This window comes from Clostridium thermobutyricum, assembly GCF_000371465.1.
Taxonomy (GTDB): Bacteria; Bacillota; Clostridia; order Clostridiales; family Clostridiaceae; genus Clostridium; species Clostridium thermobutyricum.
In genome coordinates this window covers 1,949,701-1,974,742 of the sequence record NZ_KB850956.1, presented here as the reverse complement: position 1 = coordinate 1,974,742, position 25,042 = coordinate 1,949,701, and the positions used below count along the sequence as shown (strand labels likewise).

The following is a 25,042-nucleotide window of genomic DNA, read 5'->3' as shown; positions in this document are numbered from 1 at the left end:
GGGAGAAGGGGTGCCTACGAGAGTAGGCCGCAGAGAATAGGCACAAGCAACTGTTTAGCAAAAACACAGGTCTCTGCTAAAGCGAAAGCTGATGTATAGGGGCTGACGCCTGCCCGGTGCTGGAAGGTTAAGGGGAATACTTAGCGCAAGCGAAGGTATGAACTTAAGCCCCAGTAAACGGCGGCCGTAACTATAACGGTCCTAAGGTAGCGAAATTCCTTGTCAGGTAAGTTCTGACCCGCACGAATGGCGTAATGACTTGTGCACTGTCTCAACTGCAAATCCGGCGAAGTTGTAGTGCGAGTGAAGATGCTCGCTACCCGCGATTGGACGGAAAGACCCCGTAGAGCTTTACTGTAGCTTAGCATTGAATTTCGGTATTATCTGTACAGGATAGGTGGGAGACTAGGAAACTAGGACGTCAGTCTTAGTGGAGTCGCCCTTGGGATACCACCCTGATATTACTGGAGTTCTAACAGGACGCCATGAAACTGGTGACTGGACATTGTTAGGTGGGCAGTTTGACTGGGGCGGTCGCCTCCTAAAAAGTAACGGAGGCGCCCAAAGGTTCCCTCAGAACGGTCGGAAATCGTTCGAAGAGTGCAAAGGCAGAAGGGAGCCTGACTGCGACACCCACAAGTGGAGCAGGGACGAAAGTCGGGCTTAGTGATCCGGTGGTACCTCGTGGGAGGGCCATCGCTCAACGGATAAAAGCTACCTCGGGGATAACAGGCTGATCTCCCCCAAGAGTTCACATCGACGGGGAGGTTTGGCACCTCGATGTCGGCTCGTCGCATCCTGGGGCTGAAGTAGGTCCCAAGGGTTGGGCTGTTCGCCCATTAAAGCGGCACGCGAGCTGGGTTCAGAACGTCGTGAGACAGTTCGGTCCCTATCCGTCGCGGGCGTAGGAAATTTGAGAGGAGCTGTCCTTAGTACGAGAGGACCGGGATGGACTGACCTATGGTGTACCAGTTGTTTCGCCAGAAGCATAGCTGGGTAGCTAAGTCGGGAAGGGATAAACGCTGAAAGCATCTAAGCGTGAAGCCCACCTCAAGATTAGATTTCCCATAGCGTAAGCTAGTAAGATCCCTTGAAGAACACAAGGTTGATAGGTTAGGGGTGTAAGCATGGTAACATGTTCAGCTGACTAATACTAATAGATCGAGGGCTTGACCATATATATTAACAACTATGTATGCAATTTTCAAGGAATATATTTCTTGAAAATCTAGTGATGATGGCATAGAGGAAACATTCTTTCCCATTTCGAACAGGAAAGTTAAGCTCTATAACTCCGATGGTACTGCATGGGAAACTGTGTGGAAGAGTAGGAAATTGCTAGGTAATAAGGTTCACTAGCTCAGTCGGTAGAGCACATGACTTTTAATCATGGTGTCCGGGGTTCGATTCCCCGGTGAGCCACCAATTAAGTGTTTGCAAATGTGACAGATTGATAGACATACTAGACTAAGAATCTATCACTGTTGGGGTGGAGGTTCGAATCTATTCATATGCACAACAATAATAAATTTAAAGTATGCGGGTATCGTATATCGGTAATACTCCAGCCTTCCAAGCTGGAAAGGTGGGTTCGATTCCCACTACCCGCTCCAAATATGCGTCTTTAGCTCAGCTGGATAGAGCAACGCCCTTCTAAGGCGTGGGCCAGGAGTTCGAATCTCTTAAGACGCACCATATGGTGGACGTAGTTCAGTTGGTAGAGCGCCAGATTGTGGTTCTGGTTGTCGTGGGTTCGAGTCCCATCGTCCACCCCACTTAGGGATATCGCCAAGCGGTAAGGCACCACACTTTGACTGTGGCATTCGTAGGTTCAAATCCTGCTATCCCTGCCAAATACGGTTCACTAGCTCAGTCGGTAGAGCACATGACTTTTAATCATGGTGTCCGGGGTTCGATTCCCCGGTGAGCCACCAAAAGCTATTTATTTAAATAGCTTTTTTTTATATCAAAAATTAAATGAAATTTTAATAAAAAGAAGAAAATGTTAAAAAAATGTAGTAAAATAGAATAGTAAATATATATATTTACAAATTAAAGAATTAAACTGTATCAATAAAAATATAAAGTAATTTGATACAGTTTTTATATTTCAAATGATAAAAGTTTTTAAAAGACATAGGAGGTGGATATTGCTATTGGAGAATAAGAGTAACTCACAAAAAGTTGGATTATTTGGATTAATTATGATAGTAATTGGATCAATGATCGGAAGTGGAATTTTTAATCTTCCACAGGGGATAGCAAGTAACGCAGGTGTAGGGGCTAGTATTATAGCTTGGGTTATAACTGGTATAGGAGTTTTCTTTATAGCAAAGGTATTTCAAATATTATCACATGAAAGATCAGATATTATTGGGGGAATATATTATTACGCAAAAGATGGATTTGGATCATATATAGGATTTAGTTCAGCTTGGGGGTATTGGTTAAGTAATTTAATAGGAAATGTTTCATTTGCAATACTTCTTGTAAATGCTTTAACTAATTTTTTCCCTCAAATAGGGGGAGTAAATTCTTTTGCTGGTTTTATAATAAGTAGCATTTTAATTTGGGCAGTAATAGGTTTTATAGCACAAGGAATGAAAACTGCAAATATAGTAAATGGTGTGGCAACTATTGCGAAAATATTTCCAATAGGATTAGCCATAGTACTATTAATTATAGCGTTTAAAATGAATATATTTTCAAGTGATATTTGGGCAAGAGCTTTAAATGAAAGTGGTGGTAATTTAGGAGGAGTTGGAACTCAAATTAAAAATGCAATGCTTCAAACTTTATGGGTTTTTGTTGGTGTTGAAGGAGCTGTTGTAATATCAGCTAGAGCAAAAAAAGTTAGTGATGTAGGAAAAGCAACTATTATAGGATATATTTTTGTTCTCATATGTTATGTATTAATAGTAATGTTAAGTTTTGGAGTTATGAGTCAGGAAAAATTAATTTCTATACAAACACCAGCTTTAGGAGGAATATTAAAATATACTAATGGAACTTGGGCTGAAGCCATGGTTAATATAGGAATTGTAACTTCTATATTAGGAGCTTGGGTTTCATGGACTATATTAACTGTTGAAACTCCTCTGATGGTAGCTAAAGATAAAATGTTTCCCAAATTTTTAGGCAAAGTAAATAAAAATAATGCTGCAGTAAATGCCATTATATTTAATGGAATTATAATGGAAATAGCATATATCTTATCTATGAGATTAGAAAATGCTTTTCAAGAAATAACAAATATAGCAACAACAATGATTTTATTGCCTTATATTCTATCAGCAGCATTTTTACTTAAAATATCAATTGAAAGCAAGAAGAAAATAAATATCTTTTATGCTTTAGGAGGAATTATTTATTCTATTTATATGGTAACTACTGCAGGATTGCAAAATATTTTATATTGTGCAGGATTATATGGATTAGGAGTAATATTCTTATTAATAAAAGCAAGAGAAAGAAAAACTAAATTATTCGAAAAAAAATGGGAAGGAATTTTATGTTCAATTTTTATTATTTTAGGATTATTTAGTCTAATGATAAGTTTTTAATTTATTGATATTGAATAATTTTATATAAATTAAGTATACATATATTATAAGGTTTATATTTGGAGGTATAAATGGGGTTATATGATAAGTTAACAGGAAAAGCTACAATAGGTGCTGATATTAGTAAGATTAAAGAATTTTTATTAGAAGATGAAATTGTTATAGCTTCATATCAGTTTATAAGAGATTCAGTTATATTCACAAATTTAGGAATTTATATAGTTGATGTACAAGGAATTTCGGGAAAGAAAGTAGAAGTTAAGTTTTTTCCAAAAAAAAATATTAAAAGCGTGAGTTTTGAAACAGCAGGAAATTTTGACTTAGATGTAGATATAAAAATAGGAGTAGAAGGAAATATAGTTCTAGGGGAAAATGGAATGTATTTTTCTGCACCTATATCATTTAAAGTACCCAAAGCTCAATCTAAAGAAGGAAAAAAGATAATAAACCAAGTTAAAAAATATTATTTATGTGTTTAATGGATAATATTAAATATATTAAAATATTTATAACAAATATTTATAAGCTTTACTTTAGTAAAGCTTATTTTTATGTGAATAATTAGTTAAATATACCAAAAAATAAAAATAGTTAGTTAAAAAATGGTATTATATATATAAGACGTCTTAATATAGTTATATAACAGAGTGAAATATGAATTGAAAGTATAATTAGGAGGGATTGCAAATGAAAAGATTTATGTGTACAGTATGTGGATATGTGTTTGAAGGTACAGAAGCTCCAGAAGTATGTCCAGTATGTAAAGCAGGAAAAGATAAATTCGTAGAACAATCAGGAGAAATGGCTTGGGCTGATGAACATAAAATTGGAGTTGCACAAGGTGTAGATGAAAGAATAATCGAAGGATTAAGAGCTAACTTTACTGGAGAATGTACAGAAGTTGGGATGTATTTAGCAATGTCAAGACAAGCAGATAGAGAAGGACATCCAGAAGTAGCAGAAGCATATAAAAGAATAGCTTTTGAAGAAGCAGAACATGCTGCTAAATTTGCAGAACTTTTAGGAGAAGTAGTTGTAGCTGATACAAAAGCAAACTTACAAGCAAGAGTAGATGCTGAATTCGGAGCTTGTCAAGGTAAGAAAGAATTAGCTACATTAGCTAAACAATTAAACTTAGATGCAGTTCATGACACAGTTCACGAAATGTGTAAAGACGAAGCAAGACATGGAAGAGCTTTCAAAGGTCTTTTAGATAGATACTTTGCTTAATACTCATTTTAAATTATTAATATTAAGCAAAGATAATTTAATAGTATTATAAATAAAAGAGAGTACTAAATTTGGTACTCTCTTTTATTTAAATTATATTGTTAACATTAGAGAAAAAAATAATTAATAAAATTTTTCTAAAAAAAAATATTTACAAATAATAATTATTATTATATAATAAACTCATAGAGAATGACTAAGTAACTAATTAATAATAAATAAAGTGTGTTTAAATAAGAGGAGGAAATTAATATGAAAAAATTTATTTGTACAGTATGTGGATATGTTCATGAAGGAGAAACTGCACCAGAAAAATGTCCAGTATGTGGTGTAGGACCAGAAAAATTCAATGAACAATCAGGAGAAATGGCTTGGGCTGATGAACACAAAATTGGTGTAGCACAAGGTGTAGATGAAAGAGTAATTGAAGGATTAAGAGCTAACTTTATGGGAGAATGTACAGAAGTTGGAATGTACTTAGCAATGTCAAGACAAGCAGATAGAGAAGGACACCCAGAAGTAGCAGAAGCATATAAAAGAATAGCTTTCGAAGAAGCAGAACATGCTGCTAAATTCGCTGAATTATTAGGTGAAGTAGTAGTTGCTGATACAAAAGCAAACTTACAAGCAAGAGTAGATGCAGAATTCGGAGCTTGCCAAGGTAAGAAAGAATTAGCTACATTAGCTAAACAATTAAACTTAGATGCAATCCATGACACAGTTCACGAAATGTGTAAAGACGAAGCTAGACATGGAAGAGCATTCAAAGGGTTATTAGACAGATATTTTGCATAATTTAAAAATTAAGGAATAATAATGGGCAAATTAAGACGATATTTATATGTTTAATTTGCCCGTACATAAGCTAAATTTAAGCTGTTTATACTAAATTTAATTAATCTAGAGCAATCTGGAGATGATTAAATTGTCCATTTAAAAAATTACTATAAACATTCATCCAAATTAGAAAGAACCTGACCCCTTCAGGTTCTTTTTTTTATTAAAAATAATATTCGAAATACTTTATTTTCCCTTAAAAGTAATTATGATACAATTGAGTGAGGGGGGATTTAGATGAGTGAGATATATAAATACATTATTTTTGCTTTAATAATTGTTTTTTCCATGTTATTAACTGAAAAATATATAAAATACAGATGGAAAAAAATCATAAAAAAAGATATTATAAAATCTTATGGGACAAGATATCATTTAGAAAAAGAATATGTCTATAAAGATAAAAACAATAAAAGCTTTTTTGAAAATACAAAAGGAGAAAATTTTTATATTGATGATATAACATGGAATGATTTAGAGATGGAATCTATATTTGAAATAATAGGTAATACTAGAACTTCTATTGGAAGAGAAGTGTTATATAAGATGTTAAGAACTCCTAGTTTTAGCAAATCTGAAATTGAAAAGAGAGAAAATTTAATAAAATTTTTTATCCATAATGAAAAAGAAAGATTTAATATACAAGTAATACTTAGTAGTATAGGATTTGAAAATTCTGCAAGACTTTCAGATTATTTTAAAAAAATAGATGTTTTTATTACTAAGGGATATATCTTTGATATTTTAAGATGGAGCTTAATTATATTTATATTTTTATCATTTATAAACTTAAAATTAGTGGTATTATTAGTTTTAAATATAATAGTTAATATTTTCATTCATTTTAGAATTGAAAAATTAGTTCAATATAGAATGAAAGATTATATGTATATGAATATTATGATAAATAATGCTTTAAAAATATATAAGAAAAATATAAAAGAGATAAATGATAAATTTGATAAGTTAGATGAATCCTTTAAAAAAGTAAAGGATTTGAGAAATAAAAGAGTAGGTAAAAAAGAAAGTAATATAAATAATGAATTAGAGGTAATAGGAGAGTATTTTAAAATTATAACTTTAAGCAAAGTTATTAATTTTATAGAGATTGAAAATATAATTAAAAATGAAGGAGATAGTATAAGAGGAATTTATGAATTTATAGGCAGTATAGATTCTTTTATAAGTATAGCATCATTTAGAAAAACAATAGAATATTCAAATCCAAAGTTTGAGAAAGAAAAAATTATAAGTTTTAAAGAGATATATAATCCATTAATTAAGAATCCAATAAAGAATAGCTTAGAAACTAAGGATGATATATTAATAACAGGATCTAATGCTTCTGGAAAAAGTACTTTTTTAAGAAGTATAGGATTAAATTGCATTTTAGCTCAAACTATTAACACTGTATGTGCCAAAGAGTTTAAAACTAGTTTTTTTAAGATATATAGTTCTATGGCTTTGAGTGATAATATTTTTAAGAATGAAAGTTATTATATTGCAGAAATAAAATCTATAAAGAGAATTTTAGATGGAAGTAAAAGTAAGGAATATAGTATTTGTTTTATTGATGAAGTACTTAGGGGAACAAATACATTAGAAAGAATAGCAGCTTCAACTGAAATATTAAATATGCTTTCAGAAAATGAACAATGTATTTGTTTTGGAGCTACACATGATATTGAACTAACATATATATTAGAAAATAAATTTAAAAACTATAATTTTGAAGAATGTATAGAAGATAATAGAATAAGATTCGATTATAAACTAAAAAAAGGACCATCTAAAACTAGAAATGCAATAAAAATGTTAGAATTAATAGGATATGATAAACAAATTACAGAAACAGCAGAAGAAAATATTAAATTCTTTATAAAAAATAACAAATGGAAAAAGTTAAATTAATTACAAATAGTATCAAAATTTTAAAATTTGAATATAGATATATAATGAATAATATATCCATAAAATTTATATAAAAATATTGGCTATAATAAAATATTAAAAGTATAAAATGTATTAAAAATGGATATATTAAAGTTAACTGCTTTTTATAAGATGGGAATGATTTATAAGATAGAGTTAATGTTAAAATTAACATTAAAAATAGAATTAAAAGTGAAAATTTTAAATTTTCAAAATATTTTATGAAAATCTATTGATAAAAAGTTCCTAATCTGTTAAAGTGAAATAGTAGCAATACAGTAAATATTTGAATTAAAGATGTGGTAAATTATAATTTTCTCCTTATTTAGAGAATTTATAAGTTTCGATCAAGTCTTTAAACAAGGAGGAATTTAAAATGGATAAAACAATAGTATGTAAAGATTGTGGAAAAGAATTCTTATTCACTGAAGGAGAACAAGCGTTCTACAAAGAAAAAGGATTTGAAAATGATCCAGTAAGATGCCCAGAGTGCAGAAAAGCTAGAAAACAACAAAGAAACAACAGATAGTTTTGAAATTTACAAGAGACCTTTTTAGGTCTCTTTTTTTATTTTGAAGTTATAAATAATTTTAGCTATTACATAATTAAAAACAAAAGTCATACATCTTAAATTAATTAATACTAAAAAGAAGAAAAAATATTTTTTGTCAAATATTAGAACATTTAAAAATAAATTGTAGCCATATTAGTTATAAAAAATATATTAGTAGTATAGAAATTAATTATAAAAAAGGCGGTGGCATTTTGATTAGAAAAAATATTTACACTAATAGTGATACGTTTGTTTCATCTGCTTATCCAAATGATAATTTTTCAAGTGAAAATTTTTTACTAGTAGAAAAAAAGGAAGAATGGGGATGTAAAGATAAAATTGCAAATTCTTTAATGAAATTTAATTTAAATATTCACGATTGCGGATGTGGATATAAAATACTTGAAGCTGAATTAAAATTATATGTTAAGAAACTAAATGCGAACTGTAGTTGTAAAAATGTTAATATAGATATTTTATATAATGAAGAAAGTTTTAATCCAGAAGTGGTAACCTATAATACTGCACCATCTACTAAATCATTTAAAAAGAACATAATGATTTCAGATGATTGTGTAGGAAAATATATTTCAATTAAAATAACTGATTTAGTTTCTAAATGGGTTAAAGGTACTATAAAAAATAATGGAATTACTATAGCTATTTCTGATAATTCAATAGGAGAAGTTGTATTTGCATCTTCTAGAGAAATGAATGGACCAGTTTTAAAAGTAGTATGTGAAGATAAAGAAAATTGTTGTTGTCCAGGACCAAGAGGGCCAGAGGGACCAAGAGGGCCAGAAGGACCAGAAGGACCTAAAGGAGATCAAGGACCAGTAGGTTTACAAGGACCAGAAGGGCCAGAAGGTTTAATTGGGCCAGAAGGACCACAAGGTGAAGAAGGACAACAAGGGCCGCAAGGGCCAAGAGGACCAATAGGTCCAAAAGGGGAAAAAGGAGCACAAGGACCACAAGGACCAAGAGGAGTTCAAGGAGCTAAAGGTGAAAAAGGTGAAGTTGGACCAGAAGGACCAGTAGGACCAACAGGACCACAAGGATTAACAGGTGAAATGGGACCAGCAGGGCCAGAAGGACCAATGGGACCAGAAGGACCACAAGGACCAAGGGGGCCAGAAGGACCAAGAGGATTAACAGGACCACAAGGAAAACAAGGTATTCAAGGTATTCAAGGACCAGAAGGCGAAAGAGGACCAGAAGGACCAGTAGGACCAGAAGGGCCAGAAGGGCCAGAAGGTTCACAAGGACCACAAGGACCAGAAGGTGTACAAGGACCAAGAGGAGAAGCAGGACCACAAGGAGATCCAGGACCAATGGGACCACAAGGAATACAAGGACCAGTAGGACCTATGGGACCACAGGGATTAGAAGGACCACAAGGGCCACAAGGACCAATTGGACCACAAGGACCACAAGGTGAAGATGGAGAAGAAGGACCAGAAGGACCAGAAGGACCAGAAGGACCACAAGGAGAAATGGGACCAAGGGGACCAAAAGGTGATAGAGGACCACAAGGTGAGATGGGACCAGTAGGACCAGAGGGTCCAGTAGGACCAGCAGGACCAGCAGGTGTACAAGGTCCAGTAGGGCCAGAAGGACCAATAGGACCAGAAGGAAAAATTGGTCCAAAAGGAGATTCAGGACCAGAAGGACCAGTAGGATCACAAGGAGAAGCAGGACCACAAGGGCCAGAAGGACCACAAGGGCCACAAGGAGAACAAGGACCACAAGGAGAACAAGGACCAATGGGTCCAATGGGACCAGAAGGACCAAGAGGACTAGAAGGACCAATAGGACCAGAAGGACCAGAAGGACCAAAAGGTGAAATGGGATGTAGAGGTCCACAGGGAGAAATGGGACCACAAGGACCACAAGGTGAACCAGGGCCAAAAGGATGTAAAGGACCAAAAGGAGATCCAGGACCAATGGGACCACAAGGACCAAAAGGATGTAGAGGGCCACAAGGTGAACAAGGAGAAACTCCTACTATTGATAATGCATATATTTGTTCAGATAGGTGTCAATTAGTTAATGGACAACATGCATTAGCTTTAGGAAATAATATAGTTATAAATGGAGATTCAATTTGCCATAGAGAAGGAAGTAGTGTTATAGAATTAAGAGAAAGAGGAGCTTATTTAATTAATTTCTCAACTTCAGCAATAGGAGAATGTGGAAATTTAGCTGAAATAAAACTTGTAGCAAATAAAAACTCTATAGGAATTGCTGCAGCTGAAATTTGTAAGACAGGAATTTCAGTTAATTTAGCTAGCTCATCTATAGTTGATTTCAATTGTGGTGGCAAAGTTGAATTACAATTGGTGAATTCTTCTAAATGCCCATTAAAATATTGCTTAACAAGAATTACTATAATTAAAATATCATAGAAAGATTATTAGTTTATAAAAAAGACATGCATGATTAAACAATTATGCATGTTTTTTTATATAAATAGTGCAAAAATTATAATAGAGAGATATAATTAAAAAAAGAAAAATTTACAGAAGAGGGAGGGGATGAAAGTGCATTTTTTTTGGTTAACAGTAGTAGTAATATTATTAAATATTATATTTTCACTTTCATTAATATTTATTGAAAGAAAAAATCCAACTACTACATGGGCATGGCTATTGATTTTTTTATTACTTCCTGGTATTGGATTTATAATTTATATAATAATAGGTCAAAACTTTAGTAGACAAAAGTTGTTTAAAGAAAAAGCTATAATAGATGCATATAAAAGAAAATCTTTAAAAGATAATTACTTAAATATTTCAGAAGGAAAAGATGATGGAAGCAGATATTTTGATTTGAGAAAAATGAATTTTAATAATTCTGGAGCAAGATATACGGAAAATAATGAAATTGAAATTTATCATAATGGAAAAGATAAATTTAATGCACTTCTTAAAGATATAAAAAATGCTAAAAATTATATACACATTCAATATTATATTTTTAGGAAAGATGAAATTGGAACAGAAATTATTGAAGCCTTAGAGAAAAAATTAAAAGAAGGAGTTGAAGTTAAATTTTTAGTCGATGCCATGGGCTCACATAAAATGACTAAAAAAAGTTTGAAAAGATATTTAGAGCTTGGAGGAAAATTCTCAATATTTTTCCCAGGAATACTTCCACATATAAATACACGAGTAAACTATAGAAACCATAGAAAAATAGTTATAATTGATGGAGAGTATGGATATGTAGGAGGATTTAATGTAGGAGATGAATACTTAGGAAAAGATAAAAAAATAGGAAATTGGCGTGATACTCATATTAGAATAAGAGGAAAAGCTGTAACAGATTTGGGAGAAAGGTTTCTTCTAGATTGGTGCTATGCTGCAAATGAACAAATAATTGATTTTGATAAGTATGATTATGATGGAGATTTAGAAAAAGGTGATGTTGGAATTCAAATTGTTACTAGTGGACCAGATCATAATGAAGAATATATAAAAAATGGATATGTAAAAATGATTACTAATGCTAAGAAAAATATATTTTTAACTACACCTTATTTTGTACCAGATGATACAATGATGGAAAGTTTAAGAATAGCTGCTTTATCTGGTGTAGATGTTCAAATTATTATACCAGGTCAGCCAGATCATAAATTTATGCAATGGGCAGCTAGTTCATATATAGGAGAACTTTTAGATGCAGGTGCAAAAATTTTCTATTATAATAATGGATTTGTTCATGCTAAGGTTTTAGTTGTAGATAGTGAAGTTGCAAGTATTGGAACTGCTAATATGGATATAAGAAGTTTTAGGTTGAATTTTGAAGTTAACTCGTTTATTTATAATAAGGAGATAGCTAAAAATGTTGAAAAACAATTTATGAATGATCTTGAATTTTCAGATGAGATTACAAGAGAAAAACATGAAAATAGAGGAAGAGGAATTAAGATACTAGAGTCAATAATTAGATTACTTTCTCCAATATTATAAATGTTTAAAATAAATTGGCAAATAATGATAAATTAATAAAAATAAAATGTTTTCATACGAATCTATCTAAAAAATAAAGGAATTAATGACGTAGTAATAAATATATGTTAAAATTATAAAAAATAAAAGTAATAATTTGGAAAAGGAGAATTGAAATGAAAAAATTAATAGTAGAATTGCCAAAAAATTTTTATAGATTTTTTTACTTTACTTTCTGGGGCTTTTATTTTAGCGCTAGATATTTTTCGTGTAAAAAAATAATAAATTCTACATTAATGAGTATATAAATTTAATTTGAAAATCCAAGGGACTTTTATAACATTAGATAAATATAAATTTACAAGCTCATCAAAAGATGAGCTTTTTTTAATATTAAGGGGGTAGAAATATGATAGTAATTTTAAAACAAAATACTAGTGAAAATGAAATTAATAATTTGACAAATTCATTAGAAGCAAAAGGAGTAGAGGTTAGTAAAGTAAAAGGAAAGGATCTTATTATATTAGGATTAGTTGGGGATACTAGTAAAATTGATCATTCACAAATTGAGGCGAATAGAAATGTAGAAAGGGTTATGCATGTTCAAGAGCCATTTAAAAAAGCAAATAAAATGTTTCATCCAGAACCTTCAATAATAGATGTAAATGGACAGAAAATTGGTGGAAACAAGATTGCATTAATAGCTGGACCTTGCTCTGTTGAAAATGAAAAACAAATAATAGGGATTGCAGAATCAGTAAAAGGATTAGGAGCAGGATTTTTAAGAGGAGGAGCATTTAAACCTAGAACTTCTCCATATAGCTTCCAAGGTTTAGCTTACGAAGGATTAGAATTATTAAAAATAGCTAGAGAAAAAACTGGATTACCAATAGTAACAGAAATAATGTCACCATATGATGTGGAAAAATTTAATGAAGAAGTTGATATAATTCAAGTTGGTGCTAGAAATATGCAAAACTTTGATCTTTTAAAAGAATTAGGAAAGGCAAATAGACCAATACTTTTAAAGAGAGGTCTATCTTCAAATATTGAAGAATTATTGATGAGTGCAGAATACATTATGGCTGGTGGAAATGAAAATGTAATTCTTTGTGAAAGAGGAATAAGAACTTTTGAAACTTTTACAAGAAATACTTTAGATTTAAGCATAGTTCCAGCTATTAAAAAATTAAGTCATCTTCCAATAATTATTGATCCAAGTCATGCGGCGGGAAAATGGTGGATGGTAGAGCCATTATCAAAGGCAGCTATAGCAGTTGGAGCAGATGGACTTATAATAGAAGTTCATAATGACCCAGCTAATGCACTTTGTGATGGACAACAGTCTATTAAACCTGATGTTTATGGCAAATTATTAGAAGAATTAAGACCAATAGCAAAAGCAGTTGGAAGAGAATTGTAAGAAAGTTTGTTTATAATTAAAAAAGGTTGTAAAATTGATAGGTAATATAGACAATATAAATTAGTTTTATAAAAGAGAAAGGTGGAAGAGTATGAAAAAGCTATTAGTTAACTTAAAGGAAAAATCGTATGAGATAGTAATTGAAAAAGGGTTAATAGAAAGAATTTCAGAAAGTGTATTAGAAGTATATAATGGAAATAAAATATTTATAATAACAGATAAAAATGTAGATAAATATTATGGTGAAGTTGTTTCTCGATCTTTAATAAACTCAGGCTTTAATGTTAAAAAACTAGTTTTAGAACCAGGAGAAGAGACAAAATCTTTTAATACTCTTCCTCTTATATATAACAAGCTTTTAGATTTTAAATTAACAAGAAAAGATTTAATAATAACTTTAGGTGGAGGAGTAATTGGAGATTTAGGAGGCTTTGTAGCTTCTACATTTTTAAGAGGTGTGCCTTTTATACAGATTCCAACATCACTTCTAGCTCAAGTTGATAGCAGTGTTGGAGGAAAAGTAGGGGTAGATTTAGAAAGAGGAAAAAATCTTGTAGGAAGTTTTTATCAACCTAAAAGAGTTATAATAGATCCAAATGTCTTAAATACATTAGAAGATAGATTTTTTAAAGATGGCTTAGGAGAAGTAATAAAATATGGATTAATTAGAGATAAAGGTTTATTTGGAAAGCTAGAAAGTTATAAAGATAAGAGAGAAGTTTTAGAGAATATAGAGGACATTATATATACTTGCTGTAATATAAAGAGAATTGTTGTAGAGAGAGATGAGAAAGATTTAGGTGAAAGAATGATCCTAAACTTTGGTCATACTTTAGGTCATGCTATTGAAAAATACTATGATTTTAAATTATATACACATGGAGAAGCTGTTGCAATAGGTATGTATAATATTGCTAAGTTAACTGAAGAAAAAAAATTAACAGAAAATATTTACTCTGAAAAAATAAAGAATGTACTTATTAAGTATGATTTACCATATGAAGTTAATATAGAAGAAAAAGATGAAATAATAAACACCATTTCTTTAGATAAAAAAAATATGGGGAAGGTTTTAAAAGTTATACTAGTAAGAGAAATAGGTAATGCGGAAATATATGATACGAATTTAGAATTTTTCAAATAAGGAGTAGTGATTATTTTTGGGTAATTATAAAATTAAGCCAAATAAGTTAAAGGGTGAGGTAAAAATACCACCTTCAAAAAGTATGGCTCATAGAGCAGTTATATGTGCTTCTCTTTCAAATGGAAGAAGTATTATAAAGAATATAGATTTTTCAGATGATATAGTAGCAACAATAGAAGGAATGCAAGCTTTTGGAGCTAAAATAAATAAGAAGCATAAGTGTGTTGAAATAGAAGGTATTTTTTCGGAAAATAATTTAGTTAAAATGAAGGAAAATAGAGAGATAGATTGTAATGAGTCAGGCTCTACTTTAAGATTTTTAGTTCCTATTGGAAATTTATTTGAAGGTGAAAATCACTTTATAGGAAGAGGAAATTTAGGTAAAAGACCTTTAGATATATTTTATGAAATATTTGATAAGCAAAATATAGAGTACACTTATAAAGAAAAAGAATTAGATTTAAGAGTAAAAGGTAAACTTAAGCCAGATGTTTTTAGTATAAGAGGAGATGTAAGTTCTCAATTTATTACGGGGCTTATGTTTATACTTCCTTTATTAGATGGTGATTCAAAAATAAATATAACAACAGAACTTCAATCTAAAGGATATATTGATTTAACTATAGATGTCATGAAGGATTTTGGTGTAGAAATAATAAATAATAATTATAAGGAATTTATTATAAAAGGAAATCAAAATTATATAGAAAGAGAATATAAAGTAGAAGGAGATTATTCTCAAGGCGCATTTTTCCTTTGTGCAGATGCAATTGGAAATGAAGTTATAAGTTTAGATTTAAAAGAGAATTCTCTTCAAGGAGATATGGAAACTATTGATATATTAAAAAGAATGGGGACTAAATTTAAAAGAGTTCATTCTGCTATTGGAGGGAAAGCAAAAGAGCTTACTGGAACAGTGATAGATGCAAAAGGATGTCCAGATGTTATTCCAATTTTATCTGTAGTTGCATGCCTTTCAAAAGGAAAAACAGAAATTATAAATGCTGAAAGATTAAGAATAAAGGAATGCGATAGATTGAAAGCAATAAAAGAAGAGCTTTCAAAGCTTGGAGGAATAATAGAAGAGAGAGAAAATGGATTAATAATAGAAGGAATAGAGGAGTTTAAAGGTGGAGTAGAAGTTTGGAGTCATAAAGACCATAGAATAGCAATGATGCTTGCAATAGCTTCTACGAGATGTAAAAATACAATAGTTTTAAAAGATTATGAATGTGTTTCAAAATCATATCCTCATTTCTTTGAAGATTTTAAGAGCTTAGGAGGAATTATTGATGAGTGGAATATGGGGTAGAAACTTAAAGGTTTCTATATTTGGAGAATCTCATGGAACTGGAATAGGGATAACTATTGATGGGCTACCTTCTGGATTTGAAATTGATTTAGATAAAGTGAATTTTGAAATGGGAAGAAGGGCACCAGGAAAAAGTCCATTATCTACTGCAAGAAAAGAAGGAGATAATGTAGAGATTCTTAGTGGATTTTTTGAAGGAAAAACTACAGGTACTCCTCTTTGTGGAATTATAAGAAATAAAGATAATCGTTCAAGAGATTATGGAAAACTTAGAGATTTAATGAGACCAGGTCATGCAGATTATACAGGAAATGTAAGATACAATGGATTTAATGATTATAGAGGTGGTGGACATTTTTCAGGAAGAATAACTGCACCTATAGTATTTGCGGGAGCTATTTGTAAGCAAATATTAGAAAAGGAAGGAATTAAAATTACATCTCATGTAAAAAGTATAGGAAAAGTAGAAGATGTTAATTTTAATTCATTAGAAATAGAAGAAGAAATTATGAATAATCTTTTAAATATGGAATTACCAGTTTTGGATAAAAGTGTTGAAGAAAAAATGCGTGAAGAGATTCTTAATGCAAAAAGTGAAGGTGATTCTGTAGGAGGAATAATAGAATGTGCAATAACAGGAATTAAGGCTGGAGTTGGAAGTCCATTCTTTTATTCAATTGAAAGTGTAATATCACATCTTCTTTTTTCAGTACCTGCTGTTAAAGGTGTTGAATTTGGAGAAGGCTTTAATATAACTAAGATTAGAGGTTCTGAAGCAAATGATTCTATGTATTATGATGGAGATCAAGTAAAAACTAGAACAAATAATAATGGTGGTATTATAGGTGGAATATCAAATGGAATGCCTATAATATTTAGAGCAGGAATAAAACCAACAGCTTCAATTATAAAAAAACAAGAAACAATAAATATAAAAACAAAGGAAAATGAAGAACTAGTTATTGAGGGAAGACATGATCCTTGTATAGTTCAAAGAGCAATTCCAGTAATAGAGTGTATAGCAGCAATTGGAATTTTAGATTTAATGAAAGAGGTTTAAATATGAATAGTTTAGATAGCTATAGAAAAGAAATTGATAGTATTGATGAAAAGATAACAGAGCTATTTGAAAAAAGAATGGATGTAGTTTTAAAAGTAGCAAATTATAAAAAAGAAAATAATTTACCTATCTTTCATAAAGGAAGAGAAGAATTAGTTATAAAAAAGAATGTAGATAGATTAAAAAATAAAGATTATTCTAAAGAGTTAGAAAAATTTTTTAATGAAATGATGGGAGTTAGTAGAGAACTTCAAGGAAGAAAATTAAATAGAAAAAGTGAAATAGATTCAATAAAAGAAAGAAAGATAACAAAAGAAAGCAAAATAGGCTTTCAAGGAGTTAGAGGTTCATTTACAGAAGAGGCACTTTTAAAATATTTTTCAGAAGAAAATGAATCAATTGCTTATGAAGAGTTTGAAGATGTATTTAAAGCTATAGATAGAGGAGAAGTTGATTATGGAATTTTACCAGTAGAGAATTCATCTACTGGGGGAATATCAGAAGTACATGATCTTTTAGCAAAGTATGGCTTTCATATAGCAGGGGAAATAAGTATAAAAATAGAGCAACATTTAATGGGATTAGAAGGAGCAACTTTAGAGTCAATTGATGAAGTATATTCTCATAATCAAGGTTTTGCGCAATGTGCAAAATTTTTAAAAGAATATGATCATTTAAAGCTTATTCCATTTCATAATACTGCAACAAGTGCAAAATTAGTATCAGATTTAAAAGATGATAGAAAAGCTGCAATTGGAAGTAGAAGAGCAGCAGAAATATATGGGCTTAAAATACTTAGAAGTAATATAAATGATGAAAAAGATAATCATACAAGATTTATAATTGTTTCAAAAGAACTTTTAAAAGAAGATGGAGCAAATAAGATAAGTGTTGTATTTTCACTTGAAGATAAACCAGGAAGTTTATCTAGACTTCTTAAAATTTTCTCAGAAAATAATTTAAATATGATTAGAATAGAATCAAGACCAACTAAAAATAGAAATTGGAAGTATTATCTTTATGTAGATTTTGAAGGAAGCTTAGAAAATATAGAAGTTTCAAAGGCATTAAAAACAATAAAAGATAGTAGTGAATATTTCAATATATTAGGTTGGTATAAAAACGGACTTTAGAATTAGGAGATTAAAATAATGAATTATTATGGATTAGTAGGAGAAAAATTATCTCATTCTCTATCACCTAAAATACACAATACAGTTTTTAAAAATTTATCTATAGAAGGAGGCTATAAGCTTTTTGAAATAGAGAAAAATAATATAGATAAACTTGGAGAATCTATGAAAGTTTTATCTATAAAGGGAGTAAATGTAACTATTCCTTATAAAGAAAAAGTTATGGAACAGTTAGATATAATTTCAGATGAAGCAAAAGAAATTGGTGCTGTTAATACAATTTTAAATAAAGGAAATAAACTTATAGGTTATAATACTGATTATTATGGTTTTAAGAATATGCTACTAGATAAAAATATACTTGTAGAAAATAAAAAAGTAGTTGTATTGGGTACAGGAGGGGCAAGTAAAGCTGTTGTACAATATTTATTAGATGCAAATGCAAAAGAGATATTTTTAGTAAGTAGAGATATTCAGGGGAAAAAGAGTAAAAAAGGTGTAAAATTAATTGATTATAATATGCTAAAAGAAATTGAAGGATATTTAATAATTAATACAACACCTGTTGGAATGTATCCTAATTCTTCAAATTCACCAGTATCAGAGGAAATAATACAAAAATATGATTGTGTAGTGGATTTAATATATAATCCTATAGAAACAGAGTTCATAAAGATTGGTAAAAAACTAGGCAAAATAACTTGTGGTGGACTAATGATGTTAGTACTTCAAGGAATAAAAGCTGATGAAATATGGGAAAATATAGAGATAAATAAAGATATAATAGAAGAACTATACACTATATTAAGTAAGGAGTTTGATAAGGAGTAGTCATGTCAAAAAGGTATGAAAAAATTTTTTTAATAGGGATGCCAGGATGTGGTAAAACAACTATGGGAAAAGTTTTAGCAAAAGAATTAAAATATAACTTCTATGATATGGATGACTATATAGAAGAAATGTCAGGGAAAACTATAAAAGAAATTTTTAGTAAATCAGAAGAACACTTTAGAGATTTAGAAACTGAAGCTTGTAAACAGCTAAATAAAAAAAGAAGAAGTGTTATTTCAACTGGTGGAGGAGTTATTAAAAGAGATGAAAATATAGATATTATTAAAGAAAATTCATTAGTAGTGTTTATAAATAGACCAGTTGAAAAAATAATAGAAGATGTGGATATAAACTCAAGACCTCTTTTACAAGGTGGAAAAGAAAGAGTATATAATCTTTATAATGAAAGAATTTATAAATATAAAAAGGCCGCAGATATAGAAATAATAAATGAAGGCTTTATAAGAGATACAATAGATTCTATAAAAAGAGAGGTAAAAGGAAAAATTAAGGAGTGAAGCTATGAAAATAATGGTAATAAATGGGCCTAACTTAAATATGTTAGGTGTTAGAGAAAAAGATATATATGGCTTAGACAACTTAGAAAGTATAGAAAAAATGGTAGAAAAAGAGTGTAAGAAGAGAATGCACACAGTTGAATTTTTTCAAAGTAATAGTGAGGGTGCAATAATAGACAACATTCATAGAGCTTATTTTGAAAAATTTGACGGGATAATAATAAATCCAGGCGCTTATACACATTACAGCTATGCAATACATGATGCAATAAAAGCTGTAAATATAAAAACTGTAGAGGTACATCTATCGAATATACATAGCAGAGAGGAATTTAGAAGTAAGTCAGTAACTGCTAGTGCTTGTATAGGACAAATATCAGGATTTGGGAAAATAGGATATTTACTTGGAATTTATGCATTAGAAAAACAAAATTAAAAACTAGGATGAATATAAGGTTTTTAAATGGATATAGTTAAATGCTTTTATTTGGAGGATAGAAGTGTTATAGGAGGAACAAATAAAGATGATAATAATAATGGATCCAAAGACAGAAATACAAAATATAAATAAAGTACAAGAATGCATAGAAAGTAATGGATTAGGTGTATATTCTTCTAGAGGAGAAAGTTACTTAATAATTGGAGTAATAGGAGATTCAGGGAAACTGGATTCAAATAAACTTTTAAGATTTGATGGAGTGCAAAAAGTATTAAAAGTAGAAGAACCATTTAAAAAAGCAAATAGATTGTTTAAACCAGATGATACAATTGTAGATATAGAAGGAAAAAAAATTGGAGGAGGAAATCTTGGAATAATTGCAGGACCTTGTTCAGTTGAAAGTGAAGAACAAATAATAAAAATAGCTAAAGATATAAAGGCAGCAGGAGGAAACTTCTTAAGAGGTGGAGCGTTTAAACCTAGAACATCACCATATAGTTTCCAAGGATTAGAACTTGAAGGATTAGAATTATTAAAAAAAGCTAAAAAAGAAACTGGGCTTCCAATAGTTACAGAAATAATGTCTACAGATTATATAGATCAATTTGTAGATAATGTTGATGTAATTCAAGTTGGAGCTAGAAATATGCAAAACTTTGATCTTTTAAAGCAATTAGGTAAAACAAATAAGCCAATACTTTTAAAAAGAGGTCTTTCAGCTACTATAGAAGAATGGATAATGTCAGCAGAATATATATTAGCAGGTGGAAATGAAAATGTAATTCTTTGTGAAAGAGGAATAAGAACTTTTGAAACATATACAAGAAATACATTAGATTTAAGTGCAATACCCATGGTAAAAAGATTAAGTCATTTACCTGTAATAGTTGATCCAAGCCATGCAGGAGGATATTGGTATCTTGTTGAGCCACTTGCAAAAGCTGCTATTATGGCTGGAGCAGATGGATTAATGATAGAAGTTCATAATGATCCTAAGAATGCTCTAAGTGATGGACAACAATCAATAAAACCAGAGAACTTTAGAGCGTTAATGGATAAAATAAGAGTTTGTGCAGAAATAGAAGGTAAAATTATAAAATAGAAATTTTTAAGGGGTATATAATGAAGATTTTAATTGTAGGATTAGGAGTAATAGGTGCTTCTTTTGCAAAAGGTTTAAAAGAAGCAAACTACAATGAGGTTTATGGGTTAGATATATGTAAAGATACTTTAGATAAAGCTAAAAAAATGGGGATAATAAAAGAAGGATTTATGAATAGTGAGGATATTCTAAAAGAAAGTGATTTAGTAATCCTCGCTATATATCCTAAATTAGTTTTAAAATTTATAAGAGAAAATATAAACAATTTTAAATCTGGAACTGTAATAACGGATGTTACTGGGATAAAAGAAATGCTTATGGATGATATTTTAAAAATACTTCCTAATAATATTGATTTTGTATTTGGTCATCCAATGGCTGGACGTGAGAAAAAGGGAATAGATTTTTCTTCAAATGAAGTATTTAAAGGAGCAAATTATATAATAACGCCAACAAAAATAAATAAAGAAGAAAATATAAAGTTAATAGAAAAATTAGCAAAAGAATTAGGATTTAAGAAAATAAGAAGGATAACTCCAAGTTATCATGATAAGATGATTGCTTTTACAAGTCAACTTCCTCATGCACTAGCAGTTGCACTTATAAATAGTGATGAAGAAGGAAGAGATACAGGTTCATTTATTGGAGATAGTTATAGAGATTTAACTAGAATTGCTAATATCAATGAAGAATTATGGAGTGAACTTTTCCTGGGAAATAAAGAAAATTTGCTTCAAACAATAATAAATTTTGAAAAAGAATTAGATTTAATAAAATATGCTATCATGAATGAAGAAAGAGAAGCATTAATAAATTTATTTGAAAAATCTTCTGAGAGAAGAGAAAAATTATAAATTATTTAAATAGCTAAAAGATATTTAGAAAAGTATATAAAAATAGTTTGAATATTTTAAAAGAAATATTTGGAATATTTTCTAAAAAGTACTTTTATAAATTTTATCTTTTAGCTATAATTTTATCTAGAAAAAAGTTAAATTAATGGTATGAAAAGTTTAATAAATAATAAATAAGGTATAAAATTTAAGTAATTTTGTATATATAGTGTATAATTAATTTATGATAATTAGTTAAGAAGACGTAAGTACGGAGGAATGAAATGAAGAGAATAGAAGAGGTTCTAAAAGGCTTAATTGAGTTAAGCGGAGCAGAAAAGAGAGGAATATCTGCCATTGAATTAAGCCAAACAATGAAATTAGATAGAGCAACTATAAGCAGATATTTAAATGATTTATTTAAGGAAAATAGATTAACTAAGATAGAAGGAAGACCTGTACTATATAAAGCTATAGAAGATAATTCAAATACAGAAGAGGAAATAAGTATTGATTTAGAAAAAAATTGTTTGGATTCCTTAGTAGGCGCAAATGCCTCTCTTCAAATACCAATCCAACAAGCTAAAGCTGCTATATTTTATCCTCCAAATGGTTTGCATACTTTAATTTTAGGGGAAACAGGGGTAGGAAAATCTATGTTTGCAGAAGCAATGTATGGCTTTGCAAAAGAGTCAAAAACTTTAAGTGAAAACTCACCTTTTGTAAGGTTTAACTGTGCAGATTATTCTGAAAATCCACAGTTACTTATATCACAAATATTTGGTGTTAAAAAAGGAGCTTTTACAGGTGCTGACAAAGATAGAGATGGACTTTTAAAGCAAGCTGATGGTGGAATAATATTTTTAGATGAAATTCATAGATTATCTCCACAAGGACAAGAAATGTTATTTACTTTTATAGATAAAGGAAAGTTTAGACCACTTGGTGAAAGTGAAAAAGAAATAAGTGTAAAAGTTCAAATAATAGCAGCTACAACAGAAGAACCAAAATCTTATCTTTTAAAAACATTTACTAGAAGAATTCCAATGACCATTACTTTACCACCATTAAAAGAAAGAACTTTAAAGGAACGTTATGAGCTTTTAGAAGAATTCATAAAAAATGAATCTTTACGTTTATCACAAGATATATATTTTGATAAAAATGCATTAATATCATTTTTATTATATGAATGTACAAATAATATAGGACAACTTAAAAGTGATATTCAATTAGCTTGTGCAAAAGCTTTTTTAAATTATAAATCAAGAAGTAAAAGCATAATAATGATTGAACAACAGGATCTACAATCTAATGTTAAAAGAGGAATAATGAGACTTAAAGACAATAGAAGTGAAATAGAAGAATTGTTTAATAACTTAAGTGATATTATTTCTTTTTCTTATAAAAAGAAAAATAATAAAGTTTTTGAATTAGATTAGGCTGTTAAGAAAAATGATATAGAATTTTTCTACAATGCAATAGAAGAGAAAGTTGATGCTTTAAAAAAGGAAGGGCTTGATGAGGGTCATATAAAAAATATTTTAAATGTAGATATAGATGAATATTTTAAAAAATATATGAGCACTTTTAAAAGTAATTTTAGAAAAGCAGAGATATTAAAAATTGTAGATGAAAAAGTATTAGATATAGTTGAAAAAGGTTTAGATTATGCTTCAGAAAAATTAGATAGAGAATATGATGAAAAAATTTATTATGGATTAGCTCTTCATATGCAAGGAAGTATAGAGAGAATAAGAAATGGAAATAGAATTTATCATCCTAAACTTAACTATATAAAATCTAAGTTTAAAGATGAGTTTATGATAGCTATGGATATAGCAAAAGTGATAGAAGATAAATTTGGAGTAGATGTAACTCTTGATGAGATAGGATATATAACAATGTTCCTAAAGCCAAGTGGAAGTGATTCTAACAAGGATATTGAAAAGAATGTAGGAGTATTAGTCATAATGCATGGAAAGTCAACTGCAACTAGTATGGTTGAGGTAGCAAATACTCTTATAGGAGAAGAATATGTTGAAGCTTTAGATATGCCACTTACTATGAAAGCAGAAGTTATGCTTGAGAGAGTAAAGAAAAAAGTAATAGAAATAAATCAAGGTAAAGGGGTAATAATATTAGCTGATATGGGTTCTCTCGTTAATTTTGGAGATATTCTTAAAGAAGAAACGGGAATTGATATAAGAACTATTGATATGGTAAGCACTATTACAGCTATAGAAGTTGGAAGAAAAGCTTTATGTGGTAGAGATATAGATTCTATATATAGATCATGTAGAAATATAAATATTTATTCTGATAGAGAAAACAAAACAAAGAGAGTAAAGAAAGAATTAGCAATTGTAACTACTTGTTTTACTGGAGAGGGTTCTGCAGAAAGATTAAGAAGTGTAATAGAGGAGAAAATATATATTAAAGATAAAGTAAGAGTTATTCCTATAGATATAATGGATAAAGAAAGATTCTTAAATAATATGGAAGAATTAAAAAAAGACTATACAATAGTTGCAATAGTTGGAACAGTAAATATGTATTTTGAAGGAGTTCCATTTATATCAGCTGTAGAAGTATTTACAGAAGAAGGGATAAATAGACTAAATTCTCTTGTAAGTGAAGAAATACAATATATAAATGTTAGTGATTCATTAAAGAGTCAAATTAAAGGTATAGATTCATATATGTTAGTTGAGGAAATAAAAACTATTTTATCTACTATAGAAGCAAGCTTAAATGTTAATATATCAGCTGATGTAAAATTAGGAATAGTTATGCATATTTGCTTTTTAATAGATAAGCTTAAAAGTGGTGGATTAGAAACTCCGTTTATAGGATTAATTGAATATAAAAATGAAAAAATTAAAGAATTTACAATAATTAAGGGTGCTTTCAAAAGAATTGAAATGGAGTATAATATTAGTATAGGGGATAATGAAATAGGACATATTGTTAGGATGGTTTTAAACAATAAACAATAAGTGTGCTTAATTAAAAAATAAGTGTGTAAAATAAATTACACTCTAATATTTTTGGGACAAGGTGTAAGAAACGGCTATATATAAGGGATTGAGGAGTTATATTTCAAAAATAAAAAGGATTTCATTTTTGGCATGGTATTTGCTATAGATATAAGTATACAAAAGAAATTAAAAATACAAAGG

At 29.7% G+C, this 25,042-nt stretch carries 18 protein-coding genes, 6 tRNA genes, 1 rRNA gene, 1 pseudogene and 1 other annotated feature (1 of these 27 cut by a window edge); all 26 genes and pseudogenes read left to right on the top strand.

Features of this window, described 5'->3' with window-relative positions; all coding sequences use genetic code 11:
- Positions 1–1,177 (top strand) — a sequence feature (mutual gap in cmsearch alignment for this rRNA model is longer than 100); it begins 802 nt to the left of the window's first position.
- Positions 1,178–1,227: 50 nt separating this feature from the next.
- The 26 genes and pseudogenes from rrf to HMPREF1092_RS09085 all read left to right on the top strand — a co-directional run bounded on the left by rrf (position 1,228) and on the right by HMPREF1092_RS09085 (position 24,859).
- A 5S ribosomal RNA gene (gene rrf / locus HMPREF1092_RS09215) occupies positions 1,228–1,344 on the top strand.
- Between the two features lie 5 nt (positions 1,345–1,349).
- A tRNA-Lys gene (locus HMPREF1092_RS09210) sits at positions 1,350–1,425 on the top strand.
- Between the two features lie 114 nt (positions 1,426–1,539).
- Positions 1,540–1,613, top strand: a tRNA-Gly gene (locus tag HMPREF1092_RS09205).
- 5 nt (positions 1,614–1,618) lie between these two features.
- Positions 1,619–1,695, top strand: a tRNA-Arg gene (locus tag HMPREF1092_RS09200).
- Positions 1,696–1,699: 4 nt separating this feature from the next.
- Positions 1,700–1,775 (top strand) — tRNA-His (locus tag HMPREF1092_RS09195).
- A 3-nt stretch (positions 1,776–1,778) separates the two neighbouring features.
- Positions 1,779–1,853: transfer RNA gene (locus HMPREF1092_RS09190), tRNA-Gln, on the top strand.
- 5 nt (positions 1,854–1,858) lie between these two features.
- A tRNA-Lys gene (locus tag HMPREF1092_RS09185) sits at positions 1,859–1,934 on the top strand.
- Positions 1,935–2,156: 222 nt separating this feature from the next.
- Positions 2,157–3,563 carry a basic amino acid/polyamine antiporter gene (locus HMPREF1092_RS09180; protein WP_207637626.1) on the top strand — a complete coding sequence of 469 codons (1,407 nt, stop codon included), beginning with the start codon at positions 2,157–2,159 and terminating at the stop codon, positions 3,561–3,563.
- Between the two features lie 71 nt (positions 3,564–3,634).
- Positions 3,635–4,042 carry a PH domain-containing protein gene (locus tag HMPREF1092_RS09175; protein ID WP_002598392.1) on the top strand — a complete coding sequence of 136 codons (408 nt, stop codon included), beginning with the start codon at positions 3,635–3,637 and terminating at the stop codon, positions 4,040–4,042.
- Between the two features lie 208 nt (positions 4,043–4,250).
- On the top strand, positions 4,251–4,793 hold the full coding sequence (locus HMPREF1092_RS09170) for an NADH peroxidase (protein WP_002598391.1): 543 nt from the start codon (positions 4,251–4,253) through the stop codon (positions 4,791–4,793).
- 252 nt (positions 4,794–5,045) lie between these two features.
- Positions 5,046–5,588 carry an NADH peroxidase gene (locus HMPREF1092_RS09165; RefSeq protein ID WP_002598390.1) on the top strand — a complete coding sequence of 181 codons (543 nt, stop codon included), beginning with the start codon at positions 5,046–5,048 and terminating at the stop codon, positions 5,586–5,588.
- Positions 5,589–5,867: 279 nt separating this feature from the next.
- Complete coding sequence (locus HMPREF1092_RS09160; RefSeq protein ID WP_002598389.1) at positions 5,868–7,541, top strand: MutS-related protein; 1,674 nt, start codon at positions 5,868–5,870, stop codon at positions 7,539–7,541.
- A 397-nt stretch (positions 7,542–7,938) separates the two neighbouring features.
- A complete protein-coding gene (locus HMPREF1092_RS09155) occupies positions 7,939–8,091 on the top strand; it encodes a zinc-ribbon domain-containing protein (RefSeq protein ID WP_002598388.1) in 153 nt (50 codons plus the stop codon).
- A gap of 236 nt (positions 8,092–8,327) precedes the next feature.
- Entirely contained in the window at positions 8,328–10,520 is a 2,193-nt protein-coding gene (locus tag HMPREF1092_RS17675; RefSeq protein WP_002598387.1) for a DNRLRE domain-containing protein, read from the top strand.
- 129 nt (positions 10,521–10,649) lie between these two features.
- Positions 10,650–12,086, top strand: a complete 1,437-nt coding sequence (gene cls, locus HMPREF1092_RS09140; RefSeq protein WP_002598386.1) for a cardiolipin synthase — start codon at positions 10,650–10,652, stop codon at positions 12,084–12,086.
- A 388-nt stretch (positions 12,087–12,474) separates the two neighbouring features.
- A complete protein-coding gene (aroF, locus tag HMPREF1092_RS09135) occupies positions 12,475–13,488 on the top strand; it encodes a 3-deoxy-7-phosphoheptulonate synthase (RefSeq protein WP_002598385.1) in 1,014 nt (337 codons plus the stop codon).
- 91 nt (positions 13,489–13,579) lie between these two features.
- Positions 13,580–14,632, top strand: coding sequence for a 3-dehydroquinate synthase (aroB, locus tag HMPREF1092_RS09130; protein ID WP_002598384.1), 1,053 nt, complete (start codon positions 13,580–13,582; stop codon positions 14,630–14,632).
- A 16-nt stretch (positions 14,633–14,648) separates the two neighbouring features.
- On the top strand, positions 14,649–15,944 hold the full coding sequence (aroA, locus tag HMPREF1092_RS09125) for a 3-phosphoshikimate 1-carboxyvinyltransferase (protein ID WP_002598383.1): 1,296 nt from the start codon (positions 14,649–14,651) through the stop codon (positions 15,942–15,944).
- Positions 15,925–17,004 carry a chorismate synthase gene (aroC, locus tag HMPREF1092_RS09120; RefSeq protein WP_002598382.1) on the top strand — a complete coding sequence of 360 codons (1,080 nt, stop codon included), beginning with the start codon at positions 15,925–15,927 and terminating at the stop codon, positions 17,002–17,004. The genes aroA and aroC overlap by 20 nt, the downstream gene beginning before the upstream one ends.
- Before the next feature lie 2 nt (positions 17,005–17,006).
- Entirely contained in the window at positions 17,007–18,137 is a 1,131-nt protein-coding gene (pheA, locus tag HMPREF1092_RS09115; protein ID WP_002598381.1) for a prephenate dehydratase, read from the top strand.
- 18 nt (positions 18,138–18,155) lie between these two features.
- On the top strand, positions 18,156–18,968 hold the full coding sequence (gene aroE / locus HMPREF1092_RS09110; protein WP_002598380.1) for a shikimate dehydrogenase: 813 nt from the start codon (positions 18,156–18,158) through the stop codon (positions 18,966–18,968).
- 2 nt (positions 18,969–18,970) lie between these two features.
- A complete protein-coding gene (locus HMPREF1092_RS09105; RefSeq protein ID WP_002598379.1) occupies positions 18,971–19,486 on the top strand; it encodes a shikimate kinase in 516 nt (171 codons plus the stop codon).
- A gap of 4 nt (positions 19,487–19,490) precedes the next feature.
- Complete coding sequence (aroQ, locus tag HMPREF1092_RS09100; protein ID WP_002598378.1) at positions 19,491–19,922, top strand: type II 3-dehydroquinate dehydratase; 432 nt, start codon at positions 19,491–19,493, stop codon at positions 19,920–19,922.
- Positions 19,923–20,010: 88 nt separating this feature from the next.
- Positions 20,011–21,027 (top strand): 3-deoxy-7-phosphoheptulonate synthase, encoded by a 1,017-nt coding sequence (gene aroF, locus HMPREF1092_RS09095; protein WP_002598376.1) that lies wholly within the window; start codon positions 20,011–20,013, stop codon positions 21,025–21,027.
- Between the two features lie 20 nt (positions 21,028–21,047).
- Positions 21,048–21,881, top strand: coding sequence for a prephenate dehydrogenase (locus tag HMPREF1092_RS09090; protein WP_002598375.1), 834 nt, complete (start codon positions 21,048–21,050; stop codon positions 21,879–21,881).
- Positions 21,882–22,144: 263 nt separating this feature from the next.
- A pseudogene (locus tag HMPREF1092_RS09085) lies at positions 22,145–24,859 on the top strand (sigma-54-dependent transcriptional regulator).
- Positions 24,860–25,042 lie beyond the last annotated feature (183 nt).

What these genes read in the sequence shown, in the direction of transcription:
- HMPREF1092_RS09160 (WP_002598389.1), top strand. Translation starts at nt 5,868, where the DNA reads ATGAGTGAGATATATAAATACATTATTTTTGCTTTAATAATTGTTTTT.
- aroF (WP_002598376.1), top strand. Translation starts at nt 20,011, where the DNA reads ATGATAATAATAATGGATCCAAAGACAGAAATACAAAATATAAATAAA.
- HMPREF1092_RS09165 (WP_002598390.1), top strand. Translation starts at nt 5,046, where the DNA reads ATGAAAAAATTTATTTGTACAGTATGTGGATATGTTCATGAAGGAGAA.
- HMPREF1092_RS09155 (WP_002598388.1), top strand. Translation starts at nt 7,939, where the DNA reads ATGGATAAAACAATAGTATGTAAAGATTGTGGAAAAGAATTCTTATTC.
- aroQ (WP_002598378.1), top strand. Translation starts at nt 19,491, where the DNA reads ATGAAAATAATGGTAATAAATGGGCCTAACTTAAATATGTTAGGTGTT.
- HMPREF1092_RS09090 (WP_002598375.1), top strand. Translation starts at nt 21,048, where the DNA reads ATGAAGATTTTAATTGTAGGATTAGGAGTAATAGGTGCTTCTTTTGCA.
- HMPREF1092_RS09175 (WP_002598392.1), top strand. Translation starts at nt 3,635, where the DNA reads ATGGGGTTATATGATAAGTTAACAGGAAAAGCTACAATAGGTGCTGAT.
- aroF (WP_002598385.1), top strand. Translation starts at nt 12,475, where the DNA reads ATGATAGTAATTTTAAAACAAAATACTAGTGAAAATGAAATTAATAAT.
- pheA (WP_002598381.1), top strand. Translation starts at nt 17,007, where the DNA reads ATGAATAGTTTAGATAGCTATAGAAAAGAAATTGATAGTATTGATGAA.
- aroC (WP_002598382.1), top strand. Translation starts at nt 15,925, where the DNA reads ATGAGTGGAATATGGGGTAGAAACTTAAAGGTTTCTATATTTGGAGAA.
- HMPREF1092_RS09170 (WP_002598391.1), top strand. Translation starts at nt 4,251, where the DNA reads ATGAAAAGATTTATGTGTACAGTATGTGGATATGTGTTTGAAGGTACA.
- aroB (WP_002598384.1), top strand. Translation starts at nt 13,580, where the DNA reads ATGAAAAAGCTATTAGTTAACTTAAAGGAAAAATCGTATGAGATAGTA.
- cls (WP_002598386.1), top strand. Translation starts at nt 10,650, where the DNA reads ATGAAAGTGCATTTTTTTTGGTTAACAGTAGTAGTAATATTATTAAAT.
- HMPREF1092_RS09105 (WP_002598379.1), top strand. Translation starts at nt 18,971, where the DNA reads ATGTCAAAAAGGTATGAAAAAATTTTTTTAATAGGGATGCCAGGATGT.
- aroE (WP_002598380.1), top strand. Translation starts at nt 18,156, where the DNA reads ATGAATTATTATGGATTAGTAGGAGAAAAATTATCTCATTCTCTATCA.